Raw genomic sequence first — 25,338 nt, forward strand, 5'->3', positions numbered from 1 at the left:
TTTAATGACCGAGCCGAATCCCTGGCTCCAGACGGCAACCTGCTAGGAAATCTGAAGCCGAAAGCCGTTTCCTTCCTTCCAGTTGCAGTTCCTCGATTCGGAGGCTACATGACCCGCAGCCGACGATGATCCCGTCTTTCCCGACAGCCATGATATCTCCGGGCTTGCCGCATTCAGTGGCCACCGACACCTTGTACAGCTTCAGTGTCTTGCCGTCCAGCGTGGTATACGCTCCGGGCCACGGAGTGAAGCCGCGAACGAGGTTTTTAATTTGCTGCGGCTCCTGCTTCCAGTCGATAAGGCCGTCTTCCTTCTTCAGCATCGGAGCGTAGCAGGTAAGAGCGTCATCCTGCTTTTCGCGGGTAAGGGTGCCTACCTGGAGTCTGTCCAGGGTCTCGTCGATGGTTTCAGCCCCAAGGAGAGAGAGGCGGTCGTGGAGCGACTGGGCGTCCTCGTCCGGGCCAATTGAGATGGACCGTTTGACAAGCATATCCCCCGTGTCGAGACCCGCGTCCATCTGCATGGTGGTTATGCCGGTCTCGGTCTCGCCGTTGATGAGGCACCAGTTAATGGGAGCGGCCCCCCGATAGCGTGGAAGGAGTGAGGCGTGAATGTTGATGCAGCCATGCCGAGGGATGTCGAGGAGGCTCTGGGGGAGAATCTGGCCGAAGGCGACCACCACAATCAGGTCAGGATTCAGTTCCCTGATCTGTGCGATAACCTCGGGCGCACGGACTTTCTGGGGTTGCAGGACCGGAATGCCATGCTCCTCGGCAATGACCTTCACGGGAGGCGGCACCAGTTTCTGGCCACGACCCTTGGGGCGGTCAGGTTGGGTCACGACGGCAATTACATCCTCGCCTCGCTCGATGAGTCTCGTGAGCGTGGGACAGGCGAAATCAGGGGTTCCCATGAAGATGATGCTGAGTCCGGCCATGCAGTAATCCTACCCTTCCTCAACCATGCGGCGGTATTTTTTCTTGAACATCTCCCGCTTCAGGGGAGAAAGGTGATCCACGAAGAGGATCCCTTCCAGGTGGTCTATCTCGTGCTGGAAAGCGATGGCCAGAAGCCCTTCCGCCCTATAGGTCACTTCCTCTCCATCGAGATTGAGCGCCTTAACGACAACCTTGGCGTGCCGGTGCACATTGGCGGAGTACTTGGGGACAGAGAGGCAACCCTCTTCCTCGTATGATTCCCCTTCGGTATGGACGAACACCGGGTTGATGCAGACAATCAGCTCCGGCCTTTCTTCGCGCTGAGAGACATCGATGACGATGACCCGCTGGCTTACGCCGATCTGCGGGGCGGCCAGGCCGACCCCCTGGGCGTCATACATGGTTTCCGCCATGTCGCGGACCAGTTCACGGGTCGCGTCGTTGATGACCGCAACCGGCACCGCCTTCTTTTTGAGGATCGGGTTGGGATAAGTAAGAATTGTCCGTACCATGGTTCATGCACCTTCAACGATAGTTATTCGTATGAATATAGAGAGATAGGGCGAAAAAATCAAACCCTTCCTGACGGGACGGCGAAGTCACATGAGATCCACCGGGTCAACATCGATCAGGATCCGTATACCGGAAGGAGGGGTATAAGTTCTCCGCAGACGGGCCAGGAGGCGGTGGAGCGCCGAACGTACCGGTGCCTTGAGGAGGAACTGCCACCGGTACCTCCCCCGCAGTTTCAGCAGGGGGGCGGGGGAGGGGCCGAGTATCTCGACATGTCCACCCGCTTCACGGCGCAGGGTGCGGATTTGCCCGGCAAGGCGCCTGCTCTCCTGTTCCACGGCCGATGCAGCAGTGCCGGTCAGGTAGATGGCCCCCAGGTGAACGAATGGTGGATAGCCGGTTTCCTGACGAAAGGCAAGCTCAGTCGTGTAAAACTCCTCCATGGATGCGGTTCCGGCGTGGATGAGAGCGTAGTGGTCGGGATTGAGGGTCTGGATGATGACTCTCCCCGCATCCTCGCCCCGTCCGGCCCGCCCCATGAGTTGTGTCACCAGCTGATAGGTCCGTTCGGCGCTCCGGTAGTCGGGGATGTTGAGAGTTGACTCCACCGACACGATCCCCACGAGGGTGATGCCGGGGAAGTCGTGCCCCTTGGCAACCATCTGGGTGCCAATGAGGATGTCGGTCTTCCGCTCGGCCACCTTGCGCAAAATCCGCGCGTGACCCCCTTTCCCCCGCGTGGTGTCCCGGTCCATCCGGTCCACACGGGCTTCGGGAAAGCGTTCCCGCACCAGCTCTTCCACCTGTTCGGTACCAAGGCCGAGGTGCGTGACCCGGGTGCTTCCGCAGTCGGGGCAGACAGAAGGGGCCGGGATGGCGTAGTCGCAGTAGTGGCAGACGTGGCGGTTCTTGCGCTGGTGATAAGTGAGGGTGACGGCGCAGTTGGGGCAGCGGAGCACGTGGCCGCACTCCTCGCAGGTGAGCCAGGTGGCAAAGCCGCGGCGGTTCAGAAAGACCAAAGTCTGTCCGCCGTTGGCCAGGTTGGCGGCCGTGGCATCGGCCAGCAGTGGGAGGATGGCATCGGCTTTTTTCCCCCGGGCATCGATAATCTCGGCATGGGGGACCGGAAGACCATTCACCCGTTCGGGAAGGGAGAGGAGGGTGAGTTTCCCGGTCACGGCGGCATGCCACGTGGTAACCTGGGGGGTGGCGGACCCAAGGACCACGCAGGCTTTCTCCATCTTTCCCCGTACGAGGGCCAGATCCCGGGCGTTGTAGCGGAACCCCTCCGACTGCTTGTAAGAGGACTCATGCTCCTCATCCACCACGATCATGCCGATCCGCTCCAGGGGGGCAAAGATGGCCGAACGGGCACCGATGACGATGGCCACTTCACCTCGCCTGATCCGCCGCCACTCGTCGTAGCGCTCTCCGTCGGAGAGGCCGCTGTGGAGCACCGCGATGCCGCACCGGAACCGGCGCCGGAAGCGGTTCACGAGCTGGGGGGTGAGGGCGATCTCCGGAACGAGGACCAGGGCGGTCCTCCCGGCATCCAGGAGGTGGGCGATGGTCTGGAGATAGACCTCCGTCTTGCCGCTGCCGGTGACGCCGTGGAGGAGGAAGGGGGCAAAGCGCCCCGTATCGATGGCTGCGACGATGCGGTCTCGGGCCTCGGTTTGACCAGGGTTCAGGGGAAGGGGGGCGTCGGGGGTGACGGACTCCTCCCGGAACGGGTCCCGGTAGACCTCTCGCTCCTCCGTCACCACGAGGCCAAGCTCCCGGAGCCGGCGTAGCTGGGGGGCGCAGTCGGCGAAGATGCCGCGCAGTTCCGCCGCCGTGGCTTTCCCTTCCTGCTGGATATGGGAGAGGATGGAGGATGCCTTTCCCCGCGGCACGTCCACATCGGGAGGAGGCGTTATAGGGCGGTAGACGGTCTCCGTCAGCACTCTCCTTCCTCCGGTCATGGCATCGCCGTCGGTGGAGGTGCCCCGCCGGCTCTGGACATTGATTCCGGCAGGAAGAGCCGCCTTGATCACTTCCCCCAGGGGATGGAGATAGTAAGACGCGGCCCAGCGGTAGATCTCCAGTTCCCGAGGCGTGAAGAGGGGAGCGTCATCCAGGACGTCTGCCACCTCCCGCAGTTCCCGTTCCTCGCCGGTCACGAAGCCGAGGACATAGCCGGTCACCTTCCGCCGGCCGAAGGGGACCAGGACTCGTTTGCCCGCGACAATGCGCGGCATAAGCCCTTCCGGCACCCGGTAGTGGAAGGTGGTGTCAAGGGGGAGCGGGATGGCAACCTCAATGATGTCCGTCGTGGAATGGTTCATGGGATCCGATGCTGGTGGCGTTACGGGAATAATAGCAGGACGGTCCCGGGGGAACAAGGGAAAGGGAGGGGCACACTGTCTTGACTTGGGCAAGGCCGGTGGGGTACCGTAGCCGAATTGTGGAAGGAGAAGGAATCCGTGGAGTTTGTGGACGAAAAGCGGTATCGGAAAATAAAGAACGGGGTCGGCCGGGCCGTCGCCGACTTCAACCTCATCGAGGAAGGGGACCGGATTGCGGTGGCGGTCTCGGGGGGGAAGGATTCCTACACTCTCCTCCATATCCTGGAGGCGCTCCGGCGCCGGGCGCCGGTGAAGTATGATCTGGTGGCGTTTACCATCGACTCTGGGTACCCCGGCTTCCGCAGCGACGTCATCGCTGCCCATCTCAAGGAGCATGGCTTCAGCCACCACGTGGAGGCCACCACCCACTACGACATCATCAAGGAAAAGCGGCGCCCCGGCTCCTCCTACTGTTCCATCTGCGCCCGGCTCAAGCGGGGCGTCCTCTACACCCTGGCTCAGCAGCACGGCTGCAACAAGCTGGCCCTGGGGCACCATCTGGACGACTTCGTGGAGACCCTCCTCCTCAACCAGTTCTTCGTGGGGACCCTCAAGGCCATGGCGCCGCGAATGCTGGCCGACAACGGCGCGACCACGGTGATCCGCCCCCTGGTCTACGTGGAGGAGCGGGAGATCATCCCCTTTGCCCGGGAGAACCGCTTTCCCGTGGTTTGCTGCTGCTGCCCGGTCTGCGGCAAGGCCGACATCCAGCGCAAGCGGATGAAGGAGCTTCTGAAGGAGTTGGAGCGGGAGAATCCCGCCGTCAAGCGGAGCCTTCTGCGGGCACTGGCCAACGTGCAGCCGCGGCACCTCCTCGACCGGGAGCTGCAGCGGGTCTGCGAGGTCCCCTGACGACAGCCTTTGCCCGGGCCGTCTCCCGCTTGGCGCTGCGGGCCGGTGCCCGGTCCCGGATCATGTCCACGATGCAGATATAGGCGCCCCAGGCCACGAGGCCGACGCCGAAGACAACGATGGGTTCCATGGTATCCTCCTTTGGTTCGATGGTGACAGGATACCGCAGTTATGCGACACAATATGTCTCAAGGAGCAACGGCGTGAGCAAGCGCTACGTGCAGCCCCTCAGGATTGCCATCCAGTGGGGATTTCTCCTCTTCATGGTCTATCTGGGCGTCAGGCTTTTCCTCTTCGTGAGCCACTTTCGCACCGGCGGGGCTGCCCCCTTCGTTCCCCGGGCCGACGGGGTCGAGGGGTTCCTCCCCATCGCCGGTCTCCTGGGGGTGAAGGACTGGGTCGAGAGCGGCGTCATCAATCCGATCCATCCGGCGTCGGTGGTGATCTTCGTCACCGTGGTGGCAGTGTCGCTGCTGCTCAAGCGCTCCTTCTGCTCCTGGATCTGCCCGGTGGGGACCCTGTCGGAGCTTTTCTGGAAGCGGGGATTCGTGCTCTTCAGGCGTAATATCCGCCCCCCCCGGTGGCTGGACGTGGCGCTGCGGGGGATCAAGTATCTGCTCCTCCTCTTCTTCCTCTACTCCATCCTCTGGGCCATGACACCGGAGGCGGCCACGGCCTTCATCCATTCCGACTACAACAAGGTGGCCGATGTGCGGCTCCTGGACTTCTTCCTCCACCTGTCGGGGATTCCCCTCGCGGTGATCGTGGTGCTCCTGGTCCTGTCGCTCCCGGTGCGGAATCCCTTCTGCCGCTACCTCTGCCCCTACGGGGCGCTTCTGGGGCTCGTGTCGGTCCTCTCGCCGGTGAAGGTGACCCGGGAGAAAAAGACCTGCGTCTCCTGCGGGGTCTGCACCCAGGTCTGCCCCTCCTACATCCCGGTGATGAGCAAGGAGCGGGTCATGTCCGAGGAGTGTATCGGCTGCTGGCGCTGCGTGAGCCACTGCCGGGCCATGGGAGCCCTGGAGATGAAGCTGACCGGCCGCAAGGTGGCGGTGAACGCCATCCTTTTCGCGGTGCTGGTGGTGCTCATTGTTGCAGGTGGATCGGTAGTGGGGCGTGCCTCGGGGAACTGGACGTCGCAGATACCCTATGCCGAGTATATGCGGCTTCTGGGGCCATGAATCAGCCAGGAAAAAGCATTTGAAACACAGAGCAACTGAGCAACGGAGAAAAATTCGAGGAAAAACTTTTCAATACGTTTTTATGCACAGTCCAAAAAGAGTTGGGTTAAGGTGTTGATTTCTCTGTTGCTCCGTTGCTCCGTGTTATTCTAAATGCCGTTTTCCAGGATTACTGAAAGGAGTTTCACCCATGTCACTCACCACAGAACTTGTCAGCTGGACCCATGAGCAGAAATGCCGCAAGGCGGTGGCATCCCTGGAGAAGAACGGCTTTACCGCCGTCTACTGCGGCACCGGTCAGGAGGCCCTCGACTACATCGTGGCCGAGGCGGCCGAGGCGGAGAGCGTCGGCTTTGGCGGCTCCATGTCGGTTGCCGACCTGAAGGTGATCGAACGAATCCAGGAGATGGGGAAGGAACTCCTCATCCACGGGGCGCCGGGGCTCTCCCTGGAGGAGCGGGTGGCCATCATGCGGCGCCAGCTCACCTGCGACCTCTTCCTTACCGGCACCAACGCCCTTACCCTCTCCGGGTGGCTCGTGAACATCGACGCCACCGGCAACCGGGTCGGCTCCATGCTCTTCGGGCCCAGGAAGGTGATCGTCGTGGCCGGCCGGAACAAGATCGTGGACGGCGGCGTCCAGGAGGCCATCGACCGGATCAAGAAGTGGGCCTCCCCTCCCAACGCCCGGCGCCTCAACTACAAGACCCCCTGTGGCACCACCGGCTTCTGCTCCGACTGCAACTCCCCCGACCGGATCTGCCGCATCACCACGGTCATCGACCGCAAGCCCCGCCTCACCGACCTGCGGGTGCTGGTGGTGAACGAGGAGATGGGGTTCTAGTGGAGCTCCTCCGGGCGTTTCTCGACGTCCTCTTCCCGCCCCTCTGCCACCTGTGCAAGGCACCGGTGCCCGGGGCAGGCCCGCTCCATCTCTGCGATGCCTGCCTCGGGGCCATGACCCCCATCACCTCCCCCCTCTGCCCGGTCTGCGGCGTACCTCACCGGACCGAGGGGGGGATCGACCACCTCTGCGGCTCCTGTATGCTCACCCCGCCCCCCTTCGATGGGGCCAGGGGAGCGCTCCTCTTCGACGGTCCTCTCCAGGAGTTGATCCACCGCCACAAGTACGGCCACAAGGTCCACCTGCGCCGCCCCCTGGCCCTCCTCGCCATTCGGCATCTCACCCCCTTTGTCCAATCCGTTGCCCCCGATGTAATCATTCCCGTCCCCCTCCACCGTACGCGTCTGCGGGAGAGGGGGTTCAACCAGGCGGTTCTCATGGGTGCCGTTCTGTCCCGCGAGTGGCGCCTGCCGCTCCTGCGGCACACCCTCCACCGTGTCCGTCCCACCGTTGCCCAGGTGACCCTTTCCGCCCGGGAGCGTCGGGCCAACGTCCGTGGGGCCTTCGCCGTTTCCGGTTCCGCCGGCATCGCGGGAAGGCGTGTCCTCCTCATGGATGACGTTGTCACTACCGGCAGCACGGTGGCGGAATGCGCCCGGGTGCTCAAGGATGCCGGCGCCTCGGCTGTATTCGTCACCACGGTTGCACTGGCTCCGCCGGGGCGCTAGACCGACGGCCTCAAGAAGAGGCATGTCCGCAGTCAAGGAAATATCGTTATGGTATCGTGAATGGTCTTCTCATAAGCCTACTTGAATTGCGGAGTATTATATAAAATTAACTTGACAAATATAGGGGTTGGAGTGATTTGACATAAGAGAATATCGTTATAAAGTCGATGTATGCGGTCTGCCGTTCGTTGTGGTGATGTCACGCTGTATTCTGTCCGGGGAGGAATGTCCATGGCGAAGAATGGTGATGAGCATGACGAGATGAAGCAGTATTGTTCCGGCACGTCGGGGCCCTGGGAGGAGCGGGGGGTATCCCGGCGCGACTTCCTGAAGTTCTGCACCGCCATGTCGGCGGCCCTGGCCCTGCCGGTCTCCCTGGCGCCGCGCATTGCCGAGGCGCTGGAGAGCGACAGCCGGCCGTCGGTGATCTGGCTGGAGTTCCAGAGCTGCACCGGCGACACCGAGGCGCTCCTGCGGGCCGCCAACCCCACGGTGGGCGAGATCGTCCTCGACGTCCTCTCCATTGATTATGCCGAGACCATCATGGCCGCCGCCGGCAACCAGGCCGAGGAAGCGCGTCTCAAGACCCTCAAGGAGCGAAGCGGCAAGTACATCGCCGTCGTCGAGGGGGCGATCCCCATGAAGGACAACGGCGTCTACTGCTGCGTCGGCGGGAGATCGGCCGTGGACATCGCCCGGGAGGTCTGCGGCGGCGCCATGGCCACCATCACCGTCGGCACCTGCGCCTCCTACGGCGGCATCCCGGCTGCATCCCCCAACCCCACCGGCGCCGTGGGGGTGAAGGACGCGGTCCCCGGCGCCACGGTCATCAACCTTCCCGGCTGCCCCGTCAACACCGACAATCTGGTGGCCACCGTGGTCCACATCCTCACCTTCGGCAAGCTCCCGGCCACCGACAGCAAGGGACGCCCCCTTTTCGCCTACGGCAAGCGGATTCACGACAACTGCGAACGCCGCCCCCACTTCGACGCCGGCCAGTACGTGGAGCAATGGGGCGACCAGGCCCACCGTGCCGGCCACTGTCTCTACAAGATGGGGTGCAAGGGCCCCGAAACCTTCCACAACTGCCCGACCCAGCGTTACAACGAGAAGACGAGCTGGCCGGTGGGATCCGGCCATGGCTGTGCCGGCTGTTCCGAGCCCCACTTCTGGGACACCATGACCCCCTTCTACCGGCGGCTTCCCAACGTTCCCGGCTTCGGCATCGAGGCCACGGCCGACAAGATCGGCCTCGGCGTCGCTGCGGCCACGGCGGCGGCCTTCGGCATCCACGGGGTGGTGAGCGCGCTGCGCAAGGGAGATGAATCCGACGGGGAAGGAGGGGTAGACCATGGCCAGGATCGTCGTTGACCCGATTACGAGAATAGAGGGGCACCTCCGCATCCAGGCCGAGGTGAACGGGGGGCAGATAACCGATGCCTGGAGCTCCAGCACCATGTTCCGGGGGATCGAGAAGATCCTCAAAGGGCGCGATCCCCGGGACGCCTGGTACTTCACCCAGCGCCTCTGCGGCGTCTGCACCACGGTCCACTCCATCGCCTCCATCCGGGCCGTGGAGAACGCCCTGAATATTCGCGTCCCCCTGAACGCGGAGCTGATCAGGAACCTCATCATCGGCATCCAGGTGGTGCAGGACCACGTGATCCACTTCTACCACCTACACGCCCTCGACTGGGTGGACGTGGTCTCAGCTCTCAAGGCCGACCCCACAAAGACCGCGGCCCTGGCCGCCTCCCTCTCCGACTGGCCCCTCAACTCCCCCACCTACTACAAGTCGGTGCAGGACAAGGTGGCCGCCTTCGTGAAAAAGGGGCGCCTTGGCCCCTTCGGCAACGCCTACTGGGGGCACCCGGCCTACAAGCTGCCGCCGGAGGCGAACCTCATGGCCACGGCCCACTACCTGGAGGCCCTGGACTGGCAGCGGGAGGTCATCAAGATCCACGCCATCCTCGGTTCCAAAAACCCCCACCCCCAGACATTCCTCGTCGGTGGCATGGCGATCCCCGTGGACCCCAACTCCCAGAACGCCCTCAACGCCGACAAGATCGCCGAGATTGCCCAGCTCCTCAAAAAGGCCAAGGCGTTCGTGGAGAAGGTCTACATACCTGATCTCCTGGCGGTGGCCTCCTTCTACAAGGAGTGGGCCGGAATCGGCGGGGGGGTGGGGAACTACATCTCCTACGGCGAATACCCGCTGGACAACAGCGGCAAGCCGGAAAAGCTCTGGTTTCCCCAGGGGATCATCCTGGGCAAGGACCTCTCCCGGGTCTATCCCATCGACCAGCAAAAGATCACCGAGAGCGTGGCCCACTCCTGGTACGAGGGGGGGGACGCCGGGGTCCATCCGTGGGACGGGCAGACCGAGGCGCGGTACACCGGCCCCACGCCCCCCTACGACATGATCGACACGGACAAGAAGTACTCATGGGTGAAATCCCCCCGCTACGACGGCAAGCCGATGGAGACCGGCCCCCTGGCCACCATCCTCGTGGCCTACGCCGCGGGGCACCAGGGGGCGAAAGGGGCGGTGGAGCTGGTCCTCGGCAAGCTGGGGGTCGGCCCGGAGGCGCTCTTCTCGACGCTCGGCCGGACCGCGGCCCGGGGGATCGAGACCCTGCTGGTGGCGCAGGAACTTCCCAAGTGGCTCGACATGCTCGTGGCCAACGTGGCCGGCGGCGATCTGGCGATTCACAACGGCGAGAAGTGGGACCCCGCCACCTGGCCCCGGGAGACGGCGGGGTACGGCTGGCACAACGCCCCCCGGGGGGCCCTCGGTCACTGGATCAGGATCAGGGACCAGAAAATCGAGAATTACCAGGCGGTGGTCCCCTCCACCTGGAACGCGTCACCTCGGGATGAAAAGGGGCAGCGGGGCCCCTACGAGGCGGCCCTGGTCGGCACCCCCATGGCCGATCCCAACAAGCCCCTGGAGATCCTCCGCACCATCCACTCCTTCGATCCGTGCCTCGCCTGCGCCGTCCACGTGGTCGATCCCCGCGGCGGCGAGCTGGTGAGCGTCAAGGTCCTGTAGGAGGTCGCCATGGCACGGAACCGGAGCTGTCTTTACGAAAAGTACGTCTGGGAGGTCCCGGTGCGGCTGACCCACTGGGTCAACGTGATCGCCATCATCGTCCTCTCGGTCACCGGCTTCTACATCGGCTCCCCCAGGACCCTGGGGCTCGTTCCCGCCGACTTTGTCATGGGTTGGGTGCGGGTGGTGCATCTTACGGCAGGGTATGCCTTTGCCGTGAGTATCGCGAGCCGCATCTGGTGGGCCTTCGCGGGGAACCGCTACGCCGGGTGGCGGGAGTTTGTCCCGTTCATCTATCCCGAAGGGCGGCGCGACATGGGGCGGATGTTCCTCTACTACGTCTTTCTCTCCCGGAAGGTTCCCCATCCCACCGGCCACAACGCCCTGGCCGGAGCCACCTACCTTCTCGTCTTTGTCCTCTATCTGGTGATGGCCGGCACCGGATTCGCCCTCGATGCCGAGCACGCGCCAGGCGGGATGATGAGAGTTCTCCTCACGCCGCTCTACGCCCTCTTCAGCAACCAGGGGATGCGGCTCACCCACCACATGGGCATGTGGCTTCTCATCGCCTTTTCCATCCATCACATCTACAGCGCCTGGCTCATGGACGTGAAGGAACGGGGCGGGGTCATGTCGAGCATCTTCGGCGGCTACAAGCCGGTGAAGCGGGGGGAGTAGGGTGTCGATTCTCGTGCTCGGCATCGGGAACCTGATCATGACCGACGACGGCGCCGGCGTGCGAGTGGCGCAGCGGCTCATGGACGGGTGCCGCTTCCCCGAAGGAGTGACGGTCATGGACGGCGGCACCCTCGGCCTCGACCTGCTCCCTTACCTGGACGGCGTGGAGCGGCTCCTCCTGGTGGATGCCGTGGAGACCGGCGGGCCACCGGGGACGGTGGTAAGGCTGGCAGGGGAGGAGATTCCCGTGGCCTTCCGGACCAAGCTTTCGCCCCACCAGATGGGGCTCCAGGATCTTTTGGCCGTGGCCGAGTTCCAGGGGAGCTGTCCCGTCGAGATGGTCCTGTGGGGGGTGCAGCCGGAGTCGGTGGAACTGGGGATGGAGCTCACGCCGGCGGTGGCGGCGCAGGTGGACCATCTTGTGGATAAGGTCCTCGCGGAGCTTGCCCTGTGGGGAGTGGTTCCCGAGCCGCTTGATCCTGAAAAATGCACTCGAAACACTGAGCAACAGAGCAACTGAGCAAAATCTGGGAAAAACCTTTCAGACTGTTTTTGATAAATTCTCAGTTGCTCTGTGTTATTCATGCTGACGTTTTCATGAGGTGAAGGGGCGTCCGGACCGTTGCAGGTGCGGGCGCCCCTTCCCGTTGGGGGCCCGGCGGTTCCCCCTTGCCGCGAACGCCCCTCTCTGCTATGTTCGGACGGTACGCGAAACATCATTCAGAGAGGTCTCCCATGGTTGAAGCGATGAAGAACGTGGTGGTCTTTGTCCGCGATTTCGAGGCGGCGAAACGGTTCTACAAGGAGCAGTTGAAGCTCCCCCTGGCCCAGGAGGGGGTGACGATGATGGAGTTTTTCTCCGGCGGCGCGACCCTCGGGGTGGCCATGGCCCTCACCGACGAGGCCGCGGCCCTGGCAGGGCGCCACACCGGCATCACCCTGCGGGTGAAGGATATCGACGACTTCTGCCGCGAGCTGACCGATACGGGCGTCCGGTTTGAACAGCCCCTGGAACAGAGCCCCTGGGGGAAGATGGCGGTGGTGGCCGATCCCGACGGCAACCTCTTTGCCCTCGCGGACCGGTAGGCCTCCCGTGAAGATCATCACCCGGGAGCTTCTCGATCAGGTTACCGGCGAGGCCCGTGGCAGCGCCCGTCTCCGGAAGAACCACAACCTCCACCCCAGCGACGATTTCTGCTGCCACCGGCTTCTGAACGCCATGGAGCCCGGCTCCTATATTCAGCCTCACCGGCACCTGGACCCCAACAAGGACGAGTCGATGGTGATCCTGCGGGGGCGGCTCGGCGTCGTCTCCTTCGACGTGGCGGGGGCAGTGACCGGCACCCGTCTCCTCCAACCCCGCGATGCGGTGGCTGTCGACATCCCCCACGGGGAGTTTCACACCGTCGTGAGCCTTGAAGCCGGCACGGTCTTCTTCGAGGCCAAGGCCGGACCGTACCTCCCCCTTGCCGACGGGGAAAAGGCCTCCTGGGCTCCTGCCGAGGGGGACGGGGGAGCCGGCACCTACCACGCGTCACTTGTGGCACTCTTTTGCTGACCATGGCCTTCATCCGTACGATCCTGCCGGTCATCTGTGTTGCTCTCTTCGTAGTGGTATCCGGTGCGGCGCCTCCTCCCCGCCCCGACACGGGGATAGGCGTTCTTCTGGTTGGTGCCATTCCCGGTGAACCATCTCCCCCTCAGCTCATCCTCTACGGGGAGCCGGGGATCGGCCGGGTCGCCGAAAAGAGCGCTGCGTCGTTGCCCCATCTGGCAATTCCCCACAAGATTCCGTCCGGTGAGTTTCCCCTTGTGGTCACCGCCCGCAAGGGAGGGTGGCTGAAGGTCATTTACGATGACGCCGGGCGCGCGGCATGGCTGAAGCCCCGTCGGGCGTGGCCCTTCGTTTCGTGGGATGAGCTGCTCAAGGGAAGGGAGGCGCGGCTCTTGCGGGGACTCAAGAAACCCTTGTACCTTCTCTGGGGAAGCGGGGGGGATACGGTGCCGGATCTGGAACCCCTCACCCCCGAGCGGAGCTTCAGGATCATCTCCGTGGACGGGGATCGGATCCAGGTGCTTCTGGATCTGGCTGTCGTGGGATGGTTGCGGTGGCGGGACGAGGATGGCCGGCTCCTCATCGCTCTGGAGTGACGGGGGCGGCAAAAAATCGTTGACGCCCCGCGACTTTCTGTGTTATTCGAGACCCCTATGAAGAAAAACACCGTTTCCATCGCCATCGCAGCACGAGCTATCATCGCCGCGGCGTCCGTCGCCGCAGGGGAACCCGCTGCCGTGTGAGGAGGCGTCGTAACGCTTCGTGTATCATCAAAGGCCGTGGGTACCTCCCACGGCCTTTACCATTTTCAGGACCATCACCAACAGAGAGAAAAGAGGGAGATGACGTGAGAAACGAACTGGTGACGCCCGGAGCGGGCGAACTGACCTACGAGATCCGCAACATCGTCAACGTGGCGGAGAAGCTCCAGAAGCACGGGGTGAAGATCAACTGGGAGAACATCGGCGACCCGATCGTCAAGGGGGAGGAGATTCCCCGCTGGATGAAGGAGATCGTGGCCCAGGAGGTGATGGAGAACGACACCTGGGGCTACTGCCATACCCGGGGGGTCCTGGAGACCCGGGAGTTCATCTGCGGCCTCACCAACAACCGGGGCGGCGCCCGGATCACCCCCGACGACATCATCTTCTTCAACGGCCTGGGGGACGCCATCTCCACGGTCTACGGCAACCTCCGCCACGAAAGCCGCATCCTCATGCCGTCGCCCACCTACACCACCCACTCCATCGGCGAGGCGGCCCACGCCCAGGCCTCGCCGGTCTGCTACCGGCTTGACCCGGCCAACAACTGGTTCCCCGATCTGGAGGACATGGAGAATCACGTCCGGTACAACCCGCAGATTTCCGGGATCCTCCTCATCAACCCCGACAACCCCACCGGCATGGTCTTCTCCAGGGAGACCCTGGAGAAGATCGTCGCTATCGCCCGGAAATACGAGCTCTTCATCATCGCCGACGAGGTCTACAACAACATCACCTACAACGGCCAGACCACCGTCCCCATCTCCGACGTCATCGGCGACGTGCCGGCCATCGCCATGAAGGGGATCTCCAAGGAGATACCCTGGCCCGGCTCCCGCTGCGGCTGGATCGAGGTCTACAACGGCGCGAAGGATGACCAGTTCCGCAAGTACATCAACTCCATCCTCTCCGCCAAGATGAACGAGGTCTGCTCCACCACTCTGCCGCAGAAGTGCATCCCGGCCATCATGAAACACCCTGAGTACCAGACCTACCTCCAGGAGCGGATCAGGCGCTATGAGAAGATGAGCACCATCACCTTCGACTGCCTCAGGGAAGTTTCCGAACTCATGGTGAACCGGACCAACGGCGCCTTCTACATGTCGGTGGCCTTCCGGGACGGCCTCCTCACCAACCGCCAATCCCTCCCCATCGCGAACGCCGAGGTGCGGGAGCTGGTTGAAGGGCTTGTGAACGCCCCCGGCGTCTCCCCGGACAAGCGGTTCGTCTACTACATCCTGGCCAGCACCGGCATCTGCATCGTCCCCCTCTCCTCCTTCAATACGCCGCTGCAAGGATTCCGGGTGACCCTCCTGGAGAAGGACGAGGCCGAGTGTCTCCGGATCTACCAGACCCTGGCGAAGAAAATTGCGGAGTATCTGAAGTCCTGAAGGGCGTCGCAATGAACGGTAGCAACGTAAAAGGGGGAGTTGGTAGCCAGCTCCCCCTTTTACGTTGAAAAAAGTTTGCTGACTTGTTAGCATTATGTTAACATAATGCCATGTTCTCGATCGAATATTCCAAGGCCGCCCGAAAAGCACTGAAGGCCATGCCGCGCAATACGGCCCGGCTCATCATGGAAAAGGTCGAGGCATTGGCAATTGCCCCGATGGCGCCCAACAATAACGTGAAAAAACTCACGAACCATCCGGGGTATCGGTTGCGGGTAGGGGATTGGCGGGTCGTGTACCTTGTCCACGAAAATGCCCTCTTGATAGCAGTGGTCAGAATCGCGCCCCGGGGAGATGTATACCAATGAAAGCACAGATTATCGAAAAAAATGGTCGTCCTGAATTCGCGGTGATTCCCTATGCGGATTACCAGCATTTCCTGGAACTGCTCGAAGACGAAGCCGATGCCCATGCTGTCGCCGAATTCCATGAAGCCTATGCCGCCGGCCGTGAGTTTCTGGTGCCTGACGATATTGTGCGTCGCGAATTGGCGGGAGAATCACCGATAAAACTGTGGCGTGAACATCGCGGCTTGACGCAGCAGGAGCTTGCGAATCGGGCGGGAATCAGCAAGCCGTATCTGTCGCAAATCGAAACCGGCAAGCGCCAGGGTACGGTTGAGACGCTTTCGGCACTAGCTCGTTCCCTCGATGTCCCCCTTGATGTGTTGACTGACTGATGGGCAATATTAAAAGATATCTCCAAAGGAGGGGCGGGAAGAAGTTAAGAAAACACATTATTGCATGACGCCCGATTTACGGGGCCTGCGAGTAACAAAGAAGGGGGAGCTAACAGTCGGCTCCCCCTTTTCCCTTTATATGTCGAACGTCTATTAACCCCCCGCCCTCGCCAGCCGGAACTTGCTCACCATCTTCGACAACTTCGTCACCTGCTGCCCCAGCCCCTGGGCCACTTCGGACGACGAGAGGGCGCAGGCGGCGTTCTGTCGGGTGACCTCGTTGATGTGGGTGACGGAGCAGCTGATCTCCTCGATGGCGCTGGCCTGCTCCTGGCTGCTCTGGGAGATTTCGTCGGTGAGGGAGTTGATGGTGGATGCCCCGGTCACCGCCGTGGTGAGGTGGCCGTCGATTGCCCGGGAAAGGTCCTCTCCCTTGCGGGCCTGGTCCACCGATGTCCTGATGAGGGTGTCGGTCTGCTTGGCCGCGTCGGTGGAGCGCTTGGCCAGTTCTCGGATCTCTTCGGTCAGGACCTGGAAGTCGTTGCCGGCCCCCTCCACGTGGGCCGCCGAGATGGCCGCGTTCACTCCCAGGAGCCCGGAGTTGGAGGCGACGCTCTTCAGGTCGTGGATGAGGTCGAGATACTCACTCACCAACTGATCGGTGGTGCCGTCGGTGCCCGCGTTCGGGGTGAAGGTGACCCGGCGCCGGAAGTCGTGGAGCCGGGAGACCGCCTCCTCGCACCGCTTCGACAGGTTCCGCACCTCGGAGGCGACCACGCTGAAGCCGTTGGCCGAGGAGCGGATCAAGGCCGCCTTGCTGGTGGCGTTGGAGGAGAGCTTGTCGGTCTCCTTGGCGATGGCGTCAATCTGCTGGACGATGCCGACGGTGTTGTCGGCGGAGCCGCGGATCTCCCCCATGGCGTGGAGCATCTGGTCCATGACGGTCTTGGCGGTGCCGATGGACTCGGCGGCCTGCTGGGCCACCTGCCGGGCGTCGGCGGTGTTTTTGGCGCTCTTCTGGGAGGTGTCGGCGATGTGATTGAGGACGCTGGCCGCCTCGGTGAGTTGCGTCTCCTGCTCCCGGGTTCCCGCGGTGACGGTCTGGCTGCTGGCGGCGATCTGCTCGCCGACGGCGGAGACCAGGTCCACCGTCTCCGCCATCTGGGTCACGGCGGAGTGGAGGGATTCCGCCGTGGCGTTCATGGCCTTCTTGATGGTGGCATGCTCACCGTGGTACTTCCCCCGCATCCGGGCGCTCAGATCGTATTGGGCCAGGCGCTGCAGGACGGTTCCGGCTTCGTTCACCGGGTCGATTACCGCGTCGAGGGTGCCGTTCACCCCCCTGATGAGGTCCCGCCAGATCCCCTCGAAATCCCAATCGTTGCCCCGGGTTTGGAGTCGTCCCTCGCCGATGTTGCCGATGAGGTGCCGGGTCTCGCTGTCGAGGCCGTACAGCGTTGCCAGGAGGGTGTTGAGGTTGCGCTTGAGGGTGTTGTACTCCCCGGCATAGTCGTCGATGACGAAGGGTGGGATCCTGCCGTGGGCGATCTCGTCGATGGCGCCGGCGGCCAGGCGCAGCGGGGTCACGAGGGTGTCCAGCATTCGGTTGACCGTGAGGACCAGGGCAGCGTCGTCACCGGCAAATTGGGCCGGGTCGCCCCGTTCGTCGAGGCTTCCGTTCATCATGGCTTCGGCGAGCCTCTGGATCTCGCTGTGGAGCGTCGGCTTTGTCTCTTCGGCGTTTGGGGTGGCAACTGGTTTCTTCATGTCAGTTTCCTTGGCGGAGAGTGTGAAGATGGTTCCGGATGGAGGCGGTGGCGGGTTCGATGGCGGCGGCCACCTCCGACGACATAGCGTCGCGGGTCTGGTTGAAGCGGCGCCCCTCGATCCCCACCAGCAAAACCGTTGTCGGGATCAGCTCCGGGTAGAGGAACCTCCCGATGTCTATGGTTTCCTTCAGGCCGATGAAATGGGCCGATATGGCCCCGGCGCCGAAATCGGGAAGCTCATCCCACCGGAGGTTGTGGATGGTTCCCGTTGGCGCGCCGAACTGGACCGCGTCCACAACGATCATGGCAGACTCTTTGCCGGTCAGGTAGTCCAAGAGATCAATCCCCGCCACGGCCGCGTAGTGGAGCGTTACTCCCGGCGGCAGGGGTGATTCCGTCAGCCTCCGGTAGACCTCGAACCCCACAGCGTCGTCGGCCACCAGGTCGTTGCCCACACAGACCACTACGACCCTGCCGGACGTTACTGAGTCCTGAGGCTCAAGCGACACTGATCCCCGCATGAGATGACCTCCGATTTCACCGGACGGCAGATAAGCTCGTTCAGAATCCCGTCCAGGTAGGCGTGAAAGAGGCGGCAGAGGGCCGTCCCCATGGTGAGCCCCCGCTTGGCGCAGACCTCCCGCAGGACGCAGTGGTCGAAGAGGAGGGTGCGCTCCGTCCCTTCCCCCTCCAGCCGGAACTGGTACCCCGCCTTCATTCGTGAGGCGAGGATCTCCACGACCTCTTCCAGGGTGGGGTTCGTCAGGTGGACCGGCAGCTTGCGCGCCATCTCCCGCCCTGCGATCCTCCCCACCGACGCCGTGGCTCCCCCCATGATGGTGTCGACGGTGGCGGCGAAGATATCCAGGAGGAAGGCCACCTCCGTGGCGGCGTTGACGTGGTCCTCAAGGGTGACCTGTTCCGTGGTCGCGGTGCTCATATGAATTTCTCCATCTTGGCGCAGAAGGCCAGGTCCCGGTAGAAGTTTTTCACAACGTGATAATCCTCGTGGCGCAGCGCCCCCGAGGGGCAGAGGCAGGCGCAGCTCAGGCAGGCGATGCAGTCGTCCCGGTGCTCCACTACGCAAAGCCGCTTCTCCTCGTCGAAGGCAAAGACCTTGGTGGGGCAGATGTCCACGCACATCCTGCAGCCGCGACACGCCTCTTCATGGAGCTTGATCTCGACCATCAGCAGTTCCTCCTGATGACATGGGGTTTTGCGGCACGGTTCACGACGATTTCCAGGGGCATGGCCCCCAGGGCATGGGTGGCGCAAGAAAGGCAGGGGTCGTAGCAGCGGATGCCGAACTCCACCGCGTTGAGCAGGGCCTGGTCGTCGGGGCGGTTGATGACGTGGGAGGTGGCGGCCTGGGCGATCATGGTGTTGATGAGGGCGTAGTTCTGCTGGGTCGCCACGATGAGGTTCGCCGCGCGGACGATGCCGTTCTCGTCGATCTCGTAATCGTGGATCAGGGTTCCCCGGGGAGCCTCCACGTGCCCCACTCCCCGGCCGCCGGAAAATTTGACCGGCACCCGGGTTTCGCCGTGGATCTCCGACGATGCCATGATCTCCTTTGCCCGCTCGGTGCAGTAGAGGAGCTCGATCAGTCGGGCGTAGGGCTGGAGGGCGTTGGCGTGGCAGGGGCGGCCCATGGTCCGGATGAATTCTTCCCGCTCCTGGTCTGCCAGGGGGGTGCCGTACCGGTCGGAGATGTTGAGGCGCGCCAGGGGGCCGACCCGGTAGTCGTGGCGGCTGTCATCCTCCACAAAGGCAACCTGCTTCATGTAGGAGAACTCCACCGCCGCTTCGGAGAGGTGGGTGTCGTAGTCGGCGGTGGGGAACTGGGCCTTCCGGGCCCCGTTCTCGTCCACGGCCCGGATCTCGCCGTTCACCAGGGCGATGGTGCCGTCGGCCTTGACGGTGCCCACGCTCCAGGCCGGGATGATCCACTGCTCCAGCATGGCCGGGTGGGTGTCGAGCATCTTCATGAGGAGCTGCTTCACCACTGGCGCCAGTTCCAGCACGAGCCCGTGGGCCTCCGTGATCCAGGCGTTCAGCTGGCGCTCCCGGTCGGCGTCGAGCACAAAGGCGATCCCCCCGGCCACCGAGGTGACGGGGTGGGTTCCCCGTCCCCCCACCAGCTCGTTGATCTTCTGGCCGATGGAGCGGCACTGGAGGGCCTTTCTGGCGATGTCGGGGACCGCCTGCACCACCCCCACCACGTTGCGGATGGCGGGGTCGGCGTCGAGCCCCAGGACCAGGTCGGGCCCCTGGAGCACGAAGAGGGAGAGGCAGTGGGAGTGGATCAGGTGCCCCATGTACATGAGCTCCCGCAACAGTCGCGCGGCCGGCGGAGGCTCCACCCCCGCGGCATTGTCCAAGGCGTTGGTGGCGGCCAGGTGGTGGGCCGTGGGGCAGACGCCGCAGATGCGGGCCGTGACGAGGGGCATCCGGTCCGCATCCATGCCGGTCAGAATCTTCTCGAACCCCCGCAGCTCGTTCACCACGAGTCCGGCAGACTTGAGCCCCCCCGCATCGTCCAGGTCGATGAAGACCCGCGCGTGCCCCTCGATGCGGGTGACGGGATCAATGGTTATGGTCTTGTTCATAGTCGTCTCGTTCCTCGTCGGTCCATTTCTGGATCAGGAAGGTGGGCTTCTCGCCGATCATGGGGGTCGCCATGGTGTAGGAGTAGTGGGTCTTGGCCGTCCTCTCGATTTCCCGGACGATGGCTTCCCGGGGGATCTCGGTCAGGCGCGACATCCGCTCGGCGATCTCGGTGCGGATGTCGCGGTTGGGCTCGGCCAGCACCTGCATGGTGGCGCCGGCGCAGCCGCTGCACGGTATCCCGTTCAGGGGGCAGGGGGACATGCAGCGGTCCAGGGTCACCGATCCCATGCAGAGGTATCCCTGGCTCAGGAAGCAGCGGTCCGGGTCGGGGACCCCCTCCGAATTCTTCCGGATCCGGTCAACCTCCGTCTTCTCCATCTTCCTCCGGCACCGGGCGCAGACCGATTCACCGGTGGCGGTGCGGGGGGAACGCCCTTCCAGCAGGGCCAGGAGGGCATCGAAAACAAAGGCCGGGTGCGGTGCGCAGCCAGGGAGGTAGAGGTCCACGTCGATGACGCTGTCCAGAGGGGAGACGGACGGCTCCAGGGCCGAAACCTCCTTCGTTGGCGGAGCGTGGGTAGCGGTGGTCTTGTTGCCGATGTAGACCGCGTCGATGATCTCCGCGCAGGAATGGACGTTGCCGGCCCCGGCGATGCCGCCGTAAACGGCGCAGGAGCCCCAGGCGATGATCAGGTCGCAGCTCTTGCGCATCTCAATGGCCGCGTGGCGGTCGTGCTCGGTCCGGATGGCGCCGGAGACAAGCCCCAGTTTCGCCTTCGGGTAGTCCTTCACGTCAGTCAGTACCGGGCAGCGCTGGATGGTGACCGATTCCAGGACCGCGAGGATCTTTTCGTGCAGGTCGACGATGGCCACATGGCAACCGGAGCAGTCGCTCAGCCATTCCAGGTTTATGGGTATGGAGCTCACTGATCGTCCCCCTTCTTCCTGTGGATCACCAGCCGCTTGAGGCAGGCGTTTTCTCCCGCATGGAGGATCTCCAGGGTGGAATCGACCCCCATGACGTTCAGGAGCGCCCCGGAGAAAAAGCCGAACATCATGGTGCAGAGGGACCCCTTCTGGTGGTGACCGAAGCGGAAGAGGGACTGGCGGATCATGCAGTCCCGGAAAACGAGCTGGAGATCCTCGTCGCCGCTGTCGGTGGCCTGGACCAGGGCCGGCCGGTCGTGGGTCTTGAAGGTCTCGAAGTGCCAGAGGCAGTTGTTGTCGAGGAGCACCTTGTGGACTGCCTCCAGGGCCTCTTCCACATCGTCGGTCTTCTGGATGTTGGCGGAAAGCTGCATGCCGAGCCGTTTGCCAGCCAGGTAGGTGATGCTGTTGGCGGATTCGCCGATGGCCTCTTCGATGCCGCTGGCGATGGCGCCGAGGAAGGTCATGGTCTCCTGGAGAGCCGCGCGGGTGGTCATGAGGTCGGACATGGTCAGCTCACTCCTGTCAAAGTGGTTAGTTCATCGGCGGAAAACATCTTGTCCAGATCGAGAACGATGACGAGCCGGTCGCCCACGTTGCCTACCCCCCGGATGGCCTCGGCGTCGCACCCCGCGCCTCCCGCCGGCGCCGGCGACAGATCCTCGGCCGGCAGCTTCATGACCTGGCTCACGCAATCGACGATGAAGCCGACGATCGCGTTCCCCGTGCCGGTCACGACGATGACCCTGTCCGCCTCGTCGACGGTGCGTTCGCCGGTTATGCGGAACCGCCGGCGGAAGTCGATGATGGGGACGATCTTGCCGCGGAGGTTGATGATCCCCTCCACATGCTCGGGAGCGTCGGGAACGGCAGTGATGGGTACTATCCGGATGATCTCCTGTACCGTGAGGATCTCGAAGCAGTATTCCTCATTCCCCACCCGGAAGCCGACCAGGTGGAGGGGCTTCCCTACAGCGGATCTCCCCTTGGCAAGAGTTGACAACGATGTCATGGGTCGGCCTTTTACTCCTCGGTTTTTTTGTGTGTGGCTTCGTAAAACGTCTTTTGGCGTAAGGCGGGTACGGTAACGCATCTGCAATGCAGTTTGACTTCGTGTGTCATGGCGGTGAAATTGCCGGGCAGGTAGTATGGCTTATCGGTAGGGAATGGGGAAACTTTAGGCGTTTTTTTGAGAAATAATAAATAAATGTGAACATATGGAGCGGGGAGAAGGAAACAGCGGTTGAGGAGAGGAGAGGGCGAGCCGTAAGGGAAAAAGGGAGGGGGCCGACGGTCGGCCCCCGTTGCGAGGGTTCAGGGAGTAACGGTGTCCACGAATTTCCCGGCCACCCATCCTTCATGGGCTTTCTTTCCCCGGGTCCAGCGAATCTTCACCCATGTTCCCTCCCGGCCGAGCACCTCCACGTACTTTCCTCCCGAGAGCACGGCGACAGGTTTCTTGCCGGTGGAGGGCTCCGGGCGGACGTTCACGTACTTCTGCCGGGGAGTTATTTTCCCGGGGACCAGAGGGATCGTTGTTACGGTGACCGATGCCTGAGGGGTCACCGGCGCCACTGCCGGGGGGGCGGCCGGCGCCGATACGGGAGCGGGCGGCTCGGCTCCCATGCCTGCCTCCGGCGCCTGGGGGCCGGCCTTCTCCTCGACGGGAGCGGTATTCACGGTGGCACACGCTGCCGTGAGCGAAAGGGAGAGGAGAAACGCCATCCTGGCGATACCCATTGCTGTCTGATGCTGATTCATTGTTCCATACCTCCACTGGTATCAAAGGTGACGGCAAAGTCGCCGTCGGCCGTCGTGTCGAGCCTGATAGCCTCCGGCGTCTCGCCGGTGCCGAGCCGGGTGAGAATTTTCCGGGAGAGAAGCGGCAGCAGCGTGCTCCGTAGGATATGGTCGATGGTCCGGGCGCCGCTCTCCACCTCGGTGCAGCGGGCCGCGATGCGGGCCGTGACCGCCGGGGTCCACGTGAGCGACCTCCGGCCGTTCTCCCGGAGCCGCTCCGCCACCCGTCCCAGCTTGAGGGTAACGATCTCCCCCAGGTACTCCGGGGACAGGGTCAGGTAGGGGACCACTGACATCCGGGCCAGGAGCGCCGGCTTGAAGTGCCGGGAGAGGTGGGGACGGATGGCTGCTGTCAACTCTTCCGCCGTTGGTGCCTGATCCCCGCCACAGAGATCGGTGATCACTTCCGAGGCCAGGTTGCTCGTGAGGAAGATGACTGTATTGGCGAAGTCGATGACCCGCCCCTCGCCGTCGGCCAGCATCCCCTTGTCGAAGACCTGGTAGAAGAGGTTCATGACGTCGGGGTGGGCCTTCTCCACCTCGTCCAAGAGGACCACCGAGTAGGGCTGGCGCCGGACCGCCTCGGTGAGGACCCCCCCCTCGCCGTACCCCACGTACCCGGGCGGCGAGCCTATGAGGCGGCTCGTGGTGTGGCGTTCCTGGAACTCGCTCATGTTGATGACCGTGAGGAACCGCTCGCCGCCAAAGAGGAGATCGGCCACAGCCAAAGCTGTCTCGGTCTTACCGACTCCGGAGGGGCCAACGAGGAGAAAGACCCCCAGGGGCTGGCGCGGGTCCTTGAGCCCCGCTGCCGAGGAGCGGAGCACCTCGGCCACCGCCGAGAGAGCCGGCTCCTGCCCCTTGATGCGCCGGCGGAGATCCTCCTCCAGGGTGAGGACTCCGGCGGCCCGGTCCTTCTGGAGGCTTCCCAGGGGGATGCCGGTCCAGTCGGCCACCACCCGGGCAACGACCTCCGGGTCCACTTCGATCCGCACAAGGGGCGTGTCTCCCTGGAATTCCGCCAGCCGCTCCGTTGCCTCCGCCACCTGATGTTGCAGCTCTTCGCGGCGTTCCGCGTCTTCCGCCGCCTCCGTGGCCAGCTCCTTCCGCAGGGCCACCACCGCCTCGGCCAGCTCCTGTTCCCGGTGCCACCGCTCCGTGACGGTGGCCAGTTCCTCCCGCAGGGTTACCAGCTCCGCCGTCAGGAGATCCAGACGCTCGTCGTCAACGGAGCGGCCGTGGAGCCGGTCCCGGGCCATGGCCGCCTCTTCCCGCTCCAGGGCCTGGATTCGGCGCTCTTTCTCCTCCACGGCCCCTGGCTTCCCGGTGAGGAGGAGCTTCACCCGGGCCGCCGCCGTGTCCAGGAGATCCACCGCCTTGTCCGGGAGCTGACGCCCCGACAGGTAGCGGGAGGAGAGCTCCGCCGCGGCACGGATGCCGTCATCCCGGATGGTGACCCCGTGGGCAGACTCGTACTTCTCCTTGAGCCCCCTGAGGATGAGCACTGCCGTTTCCACGTCCGGCTCGTCCAGCTTCACCGGCTGGAAGCGCCGGGCCAGGGCCGCGTCCTTCTCGAAATATTTCTTGTACTCGCTCCAGGTGGTGGCCGCGATGGTCCGCAGTTCCCCCCGGGCCAGGGCCGGTTTCAGGAGGTTGGCGGCGTCCCCCCCGCCGGTCTGCCCCCCGGCGCCGATGATGGTATGGGCCTCGTCGATGAAGAGAATGATGGGGCGCGGCGACCCCTTCACCTCTTCGATGACCCCTTTCAGGCGGTTCTCGAACTCCCCCTTTACCCCGGCCCCCGCCTGGAGAAGCCCCAGATCGAGCCCCAGGAGACGGACCTCCCGGAGGGCCTCCGGCACGTCCCCCTCCACGATGCGAAGCGCCAGCCCCTCGGCCACGGCCGTCTTCCCAACCCCCGCCTCCCCCACGATGATGGGGTTGTTCTTCCGCCGGCGGGCCAGGATATCGACCATCTGGCCGATCTCCCGGTCCCTGCCGAAGACCGGGTCAATCTTCCCTTCCGCCGCCTGGCGGGTGAAATCGGTGCAGAAGCGGTCAAGGGAGGTGGTTCCCTTCGGGGCCTCGTCGCTGGTTGCGGGGCGTGCGTTGGTCGGTGCATTTTCCACCGAACCCGCTGTGGCCGTGCCGAAACGGGCAAGGAGCGTTTCCCTCCCCACGGCCATTAGAAGGTCCACGTAGCGCCCCGCCGTGAGCTGGAGGGGCCGGCCCAGAAGCGCCAGAAGAAGCGCCCCGGAGCGGATCCGCTCTTCGCCCAGGTCGAGGGAGGTGATGAGCCACGCCGCCTGTAGCCACTCCAGAAGCACCGGCGAGAATACCGGCTTCCCCGAGTTGCCGGCCGGAAGCTCGTCCAGAACCCGGGTGATGCCGGACTTCACCGCTGCGGTGTCTACTTCGAAGGCCCGGAGTATGAGAGGGAGATCTCCGACCGGTTCCTCCAGCAGCCGGGCCAGGAGGTGTTCCACGGTCACCTCGTAGTGGCCCCGGGCCACACAGAGCCCCGCCGCCCCTTCCAGGGCGCCGGAACAGTGGGGATTGGGGCGGGATATGAGGGCTTTAAGGTCAACGGTCAGCATGAATGGTCGATTCTCC

At 63.7% G+C, this 25,338-nt stretch carries 27 protein-coding genes; 14 read left to right on the plus strand and 13 right to left on the minus strand.

The genetic code is table 11. The features are described from left to right. Position 1: 1 nt before the first annotated feature. The 3 genes from fmt to priA form a co-directional block, all read right to left on the minus strand. Positions 2–937: a methionyl-tRNA formyltransferase gene (gene fmt / locus KJB29_RS02500; RefSeq protein ID WP_215733216.1), complete on the minus strand. Its 936-nt coding sequence runs from the start codon at positions 935–937 to the stop codon at positions 2–4. 9 nt (positions 938–946) lie between these two features. Beyond that, on the minus strand, positions 947–1,450 hold the full coding sequence (gene def, locus KJB29_RS02505) for a peptide deformylase (RefSeq protein WP_215733217.1): 504 nt from the start codon (positions 1,448–1,450) through the stop codon (positions 947–949). An 87-nt stretch (positions 1,451–1,537) separates the two neighbouring features. Continuing rightward, on the minus strand, positions 1,538–3,778 hold the full coding sequence (gene priA / locus KJB29_RS02510; RefSeq protein ID WP_215733218.1) for a replication restart helicase PriA: 2,241 nt from the start codon (positions 3,776–3,778) through the stop codon (positions 1,538–1,540). Positions 3,779–3,916: 138 nt separating this feature from the next. Here priA and ttcA point away from each other — a divergent pair, with 138 nt between their 5' ends. The 14 genes from ttcA to KJB29_RS02580 all read left to right on the plus strand — a co-directional run bounded on the left by ttcA (position 3,917) and on the right by KJB29_RS02580 (position 15,619). Beyond that, on the plus strand, positions 3,917–4,690 hold the full coding sequence (gene ttcA / locus KJB29_RS02515; RefSeq protein ID WP_215733219.1) for a tRNA 2-thiocytidine(32) synthetase TtcA: 774 nt from the start codon (positions 3,917–3,919) through the stop codon (positions 4,688–4,690). A 203-nt stretch (positions 4,691–4,893) separates the two neighbouring features. Continuing rightward, complete coding sequence (locus KJB29_RS02520) at positions 4,894–5,871, plus strand: 4Fe-4S binding protein (RefSeq protein WP_215733220.1); 978 nt, start codon at positions 4,894–4,896, stop codon at positions 5,869–5,871. A 190-nt stretch (positions 5,872–6,061) separates the two neighbouring features. Further along, a complete protein-coding gene (locus KJB29_RS02525) occupies positions 6,062–6,715 on the plus strand; it encodes a lactate utilization protein (RefSeq protein ID WP_215733221.1) in 654 nt (217 codons plus the stop codon). Continuing rightward, on the plus strand, positions 6,715–7,443 hold the full coding sequence (locus KJB29_RS02530; protein WP_215733222.1) for a ComF family protein: 729 nt from the start codon (positions 6,715–6,717) through the stop codon (positions 7,441–7,443). Before KJB29_RS02525 ends, KJB29_RS02530 begins: the two co-directional genes overlap by 1 nt. A 231-nt stretch (positions 7,444–7,674) precedes the next feature. Beyond that, complete coding sequence (locus KJB29_RS02535; RefSeq protein WP_215733223.1) at positions 7,675–8,814, plus strand: hydrogenase small subunit; 1,140 nt, start codon at positions 7,675–7,677, stop codon at positions 8,812–8,814. Then, a complete protein-coding gene (locus tag KJB29_RS02540) occupies positions 8,795–10,495 on the plus strand; it encodes a nickel-dependent hydrogenase large subunit (RefSeq protein WP_215733224.1) in 1,701 nt (566 codons plus the stop codon). The genes KJB29_RS02535 and KJB29_RS02540 overlap by 20 nt, the downstream gene beginning before the upstream one ends. A gap of 9 nt (positions 10,496–10,504) precedes the next feature. Beyond that, positions 10,505–11,173, plus strand: a complete 669-nt coding sequence (gene cybH, locus KJB29_RS02545; protein ID WP_215733225.1) for a Ni/Fe-hydrogenase, b-type cytochrome subunit — start codon at positions 10,505–10,507, stop codon at positions 11,171–11,173. 1 nt (position 11,174) lies between these two features. Then, positions 11,175–11,693, plus strand: coding sequence for a HyaD/HybD family hydrogenase maturation endopeptidase (locus KJB29_RS02550; protein WP_215733226.1), 519 nt, complete (start codon positions 11,175–11,177; stop codon positions 11,691–11,693). A 215-nt stretch (positions 11,694–11,908) separates the two neighbouring features. Continuing rightward, positions 11,909–12,259 carry a VOC family protein gene (locus KJB29_RS02555; protein ID WP_215733227.1) on the plus strand — a complete coding sequence of 117 codons (351 nt, stop codon included), beginning with the start codon at positions 11,909–11,911 and terminating at the stop codon, positions 12,257–12,259. A gap of 7 nt (positions 12,260–12,266) precedes the next feature. Beyond that, positions 12,267–12,731, plus strand: a complete 465-nt coding sequence (locus KJB29_RS02560) for a WbuC family cupin fold metalloprotein (RefSeq protein WP_215733228.1) — start codon at positions 12,267–12,269, stop codon at positions 12,729–12,731. Between the two features lie 2 nt (positions 12,732–12,733). After that, a complete protein-coding gene (locus KJB29_RS02565) occupies positions 12,734–13,324 on the plus strand; it encodes a hypothetical protein (RefSeq protein ID WP_215733229.1) in 591 nt (196 codons plus the stop codon). Between the two features lie 251 nt (positions 13,325–13,575). Next, on the plus strand, positions 13,576–14,880 hold the full coding sequence (locus tag KJB29_RS02570; protein ID WP_215733230.1) for a pyridoxal phosphate-dependent aminotransferase: 1,305 nt from the start codon (positions 13,576–13,578) through the stop codon (positions 14,878–14,880). 110 nt (positions 14,881–14,990) lie between these two features. Continuing rightward, the gene (locus KJB29_RS02575; protein ID WP_215733231.1) at positions 14,991–15,248 is read left to right on the plus strand and encodes a type II toxin-antitoxin system RelE family toxin; all 258 of its coding nucleotides are present in this window, start codon (positions 14,991–14,993) and stop codon (positions 15,246–15,248) included. Next, complete coding sequence (locus KJB29_RS02580; RefSeq protein WP_215733232.1) at positions 15,245–15,619, plus strand: helix-turn-helix domain-containing protein; 375 nt, start codon at positions 15,245–15,247, stop codon at positions 15,617–15,619. The genes KJB29_RS02575 and KJB29_RS02580 overlap by 4 nt, the downstream gene beginning before the upstream one ends. Before the next feature lie 153 nt (positions 15,620–15,772). Here KJB29_RS02580 and KJB29_RS02585 read toward each other — a convergent pair whose 3' ends face one another. From KJB29_RS02585 to tssH, 10 genes are all read right to left on the minus strand, one after another. After that, the gene (locus KJB29_RS02585; protein WP_215733233.1) at positions 15,773–17,386 is read right to left on the minus strand and encodes a methyl-accepting chemotaxis protein; all 1,614 of its coding nucleotides are present in this window, start codon (positions 17,384–17,386) and stop codon (positions 15,773–15,775) included. A 1-nt stretch (position 17,387) separates the two neighbouring features. After that, a complete protein-coding gene (locus KJB29_RS02590) occupies positions 17,388–17,909 on the minus strand; it encodes a hydrogenase maturation protease (RefSeq protein WP_215733234.1) in 522 nt (173 codons plus the stop codon). Next, positions 17,870–18,328: a helix-turn-helix domain-containing protein gene (locus tag KJB29_RS02595; protein ID WP_215733235.1), complete on the minus strand. Its 459-nt coding sequence runs from the start codon at positions 18,326–18,328 to the stop codon at positions 17,870–17,872. Before KJB29_RS02595 ends, KJB29_RS02590 begins: the two co-directional genes overlap by 40 nt. Further along, positions 18,325–18,576 (minus strand): 4Fe-4S dicluster domain-containing protein, encoded by a 252-nt coding sequence (locus KJB29_RS02600; RefSeq protein ID WP_215733236.1) that lies wholly within the window; start codon positions 18,574–18,576, stop codon positions 18,325–18,327. The genes KJB29_RS02595 and KJB29_RS02600 overlap by 4 nt, the downstream gene beginning before the upstream one ends. Further along, on the minus strand, positions 18,576–19,997 hold the full coding sequence (locus KJB29_RS02605) for a Ni/Fe hydrogenase subunit alpha (RefSeq protein WP_215733237.1): 1,422 nt from the start codon (positions 19,995–19,997) through the stop codon (positions 18,576–18,578). The genes KJB29_RS02600 and KJB29_RS02605 overlap by 1 nt, the downstream gene beginning before the upstream one ends. Further along, complete coding sequence (locus KJB29_RS02610; RefSeq protein ID WP_215733238.1) at positions 19,975–20,925, minus strand: NADH-quinone oxidoreductase subunit B family protein; 951 nt, start codon at positions 20,923–20,925, stop codon at positions 19,975–19,977. The genes KJB29_RS02605 and KJB29_RS02610 overlap by 23 nt, the downstream gene beginning before the upstream one ends. After that, positions 20,922–21,434, minus strand: a complete 513-nt coding sequence (locus tag KJB29_RS02615) for a hypothetical protein (RefSeq protein ID WP_215733239.1) — start codon at positions 21,432–21,434, stop codon at positions 20,922–20,924. Before KJB29_RS02615 ends, KJB29_RS02610 begins: the two co-directional genes overlap by 4 nt. A 2-nt stretch (positions 21,435–21,436) precedes the next feature. Continuing rightward, on the minus strand, positions 21,437–21,937 hold the full coding sequence (locus KJB29_RS02620) for a chemotaxis protein CheW (protein ID WP_215733240.1): 501 nt from the start codon (positions 21,935–21,937) through the stop codon (positions 21,437–21,439). A gap of 302 nt (positions 21,938–22,239) precedes the next feature. Beyond that, positions 22,240–22,686, minus strand: a complete 447-nt coding sequence (locus KJB29_RS02625) for an SH3 domain-containing protein (RefSeq protein WP_215733241.1) — start codon at positions 22,684–22,686, stop codon at positions 22,240–22,242. Beyond that, positions 22,683–25,322: a type VI secretion system ATPase TssH gene (gene tssH / locus KJB29_RS02630; RefSeq protein ID WP_215733242.1), complete on the minus strand. Its 2,640-nt coding sequence runs from the start codon at positions 25,320–25,322 to the stop codon at positions 22,683–22,685. The genes KJB29_RS02625 and tssH overlap by 4 nt, the downstream gene beginning before the upstream one ends. Between the last annotated feature and the right edge of the window lie 16 nt (positions 25,323–25,338).

Origin of the sequence: Geobacter grbiciae (genome assembly GCF_018531165.1) — a bacterium.
GTDB classification, from domain to species: domain Bacteria; phylum Desulfobacterota; class Desulfuromonadia; order Geobacterales; family Geobacteraceae; genus Geobacter; species Geobacter metallireducens.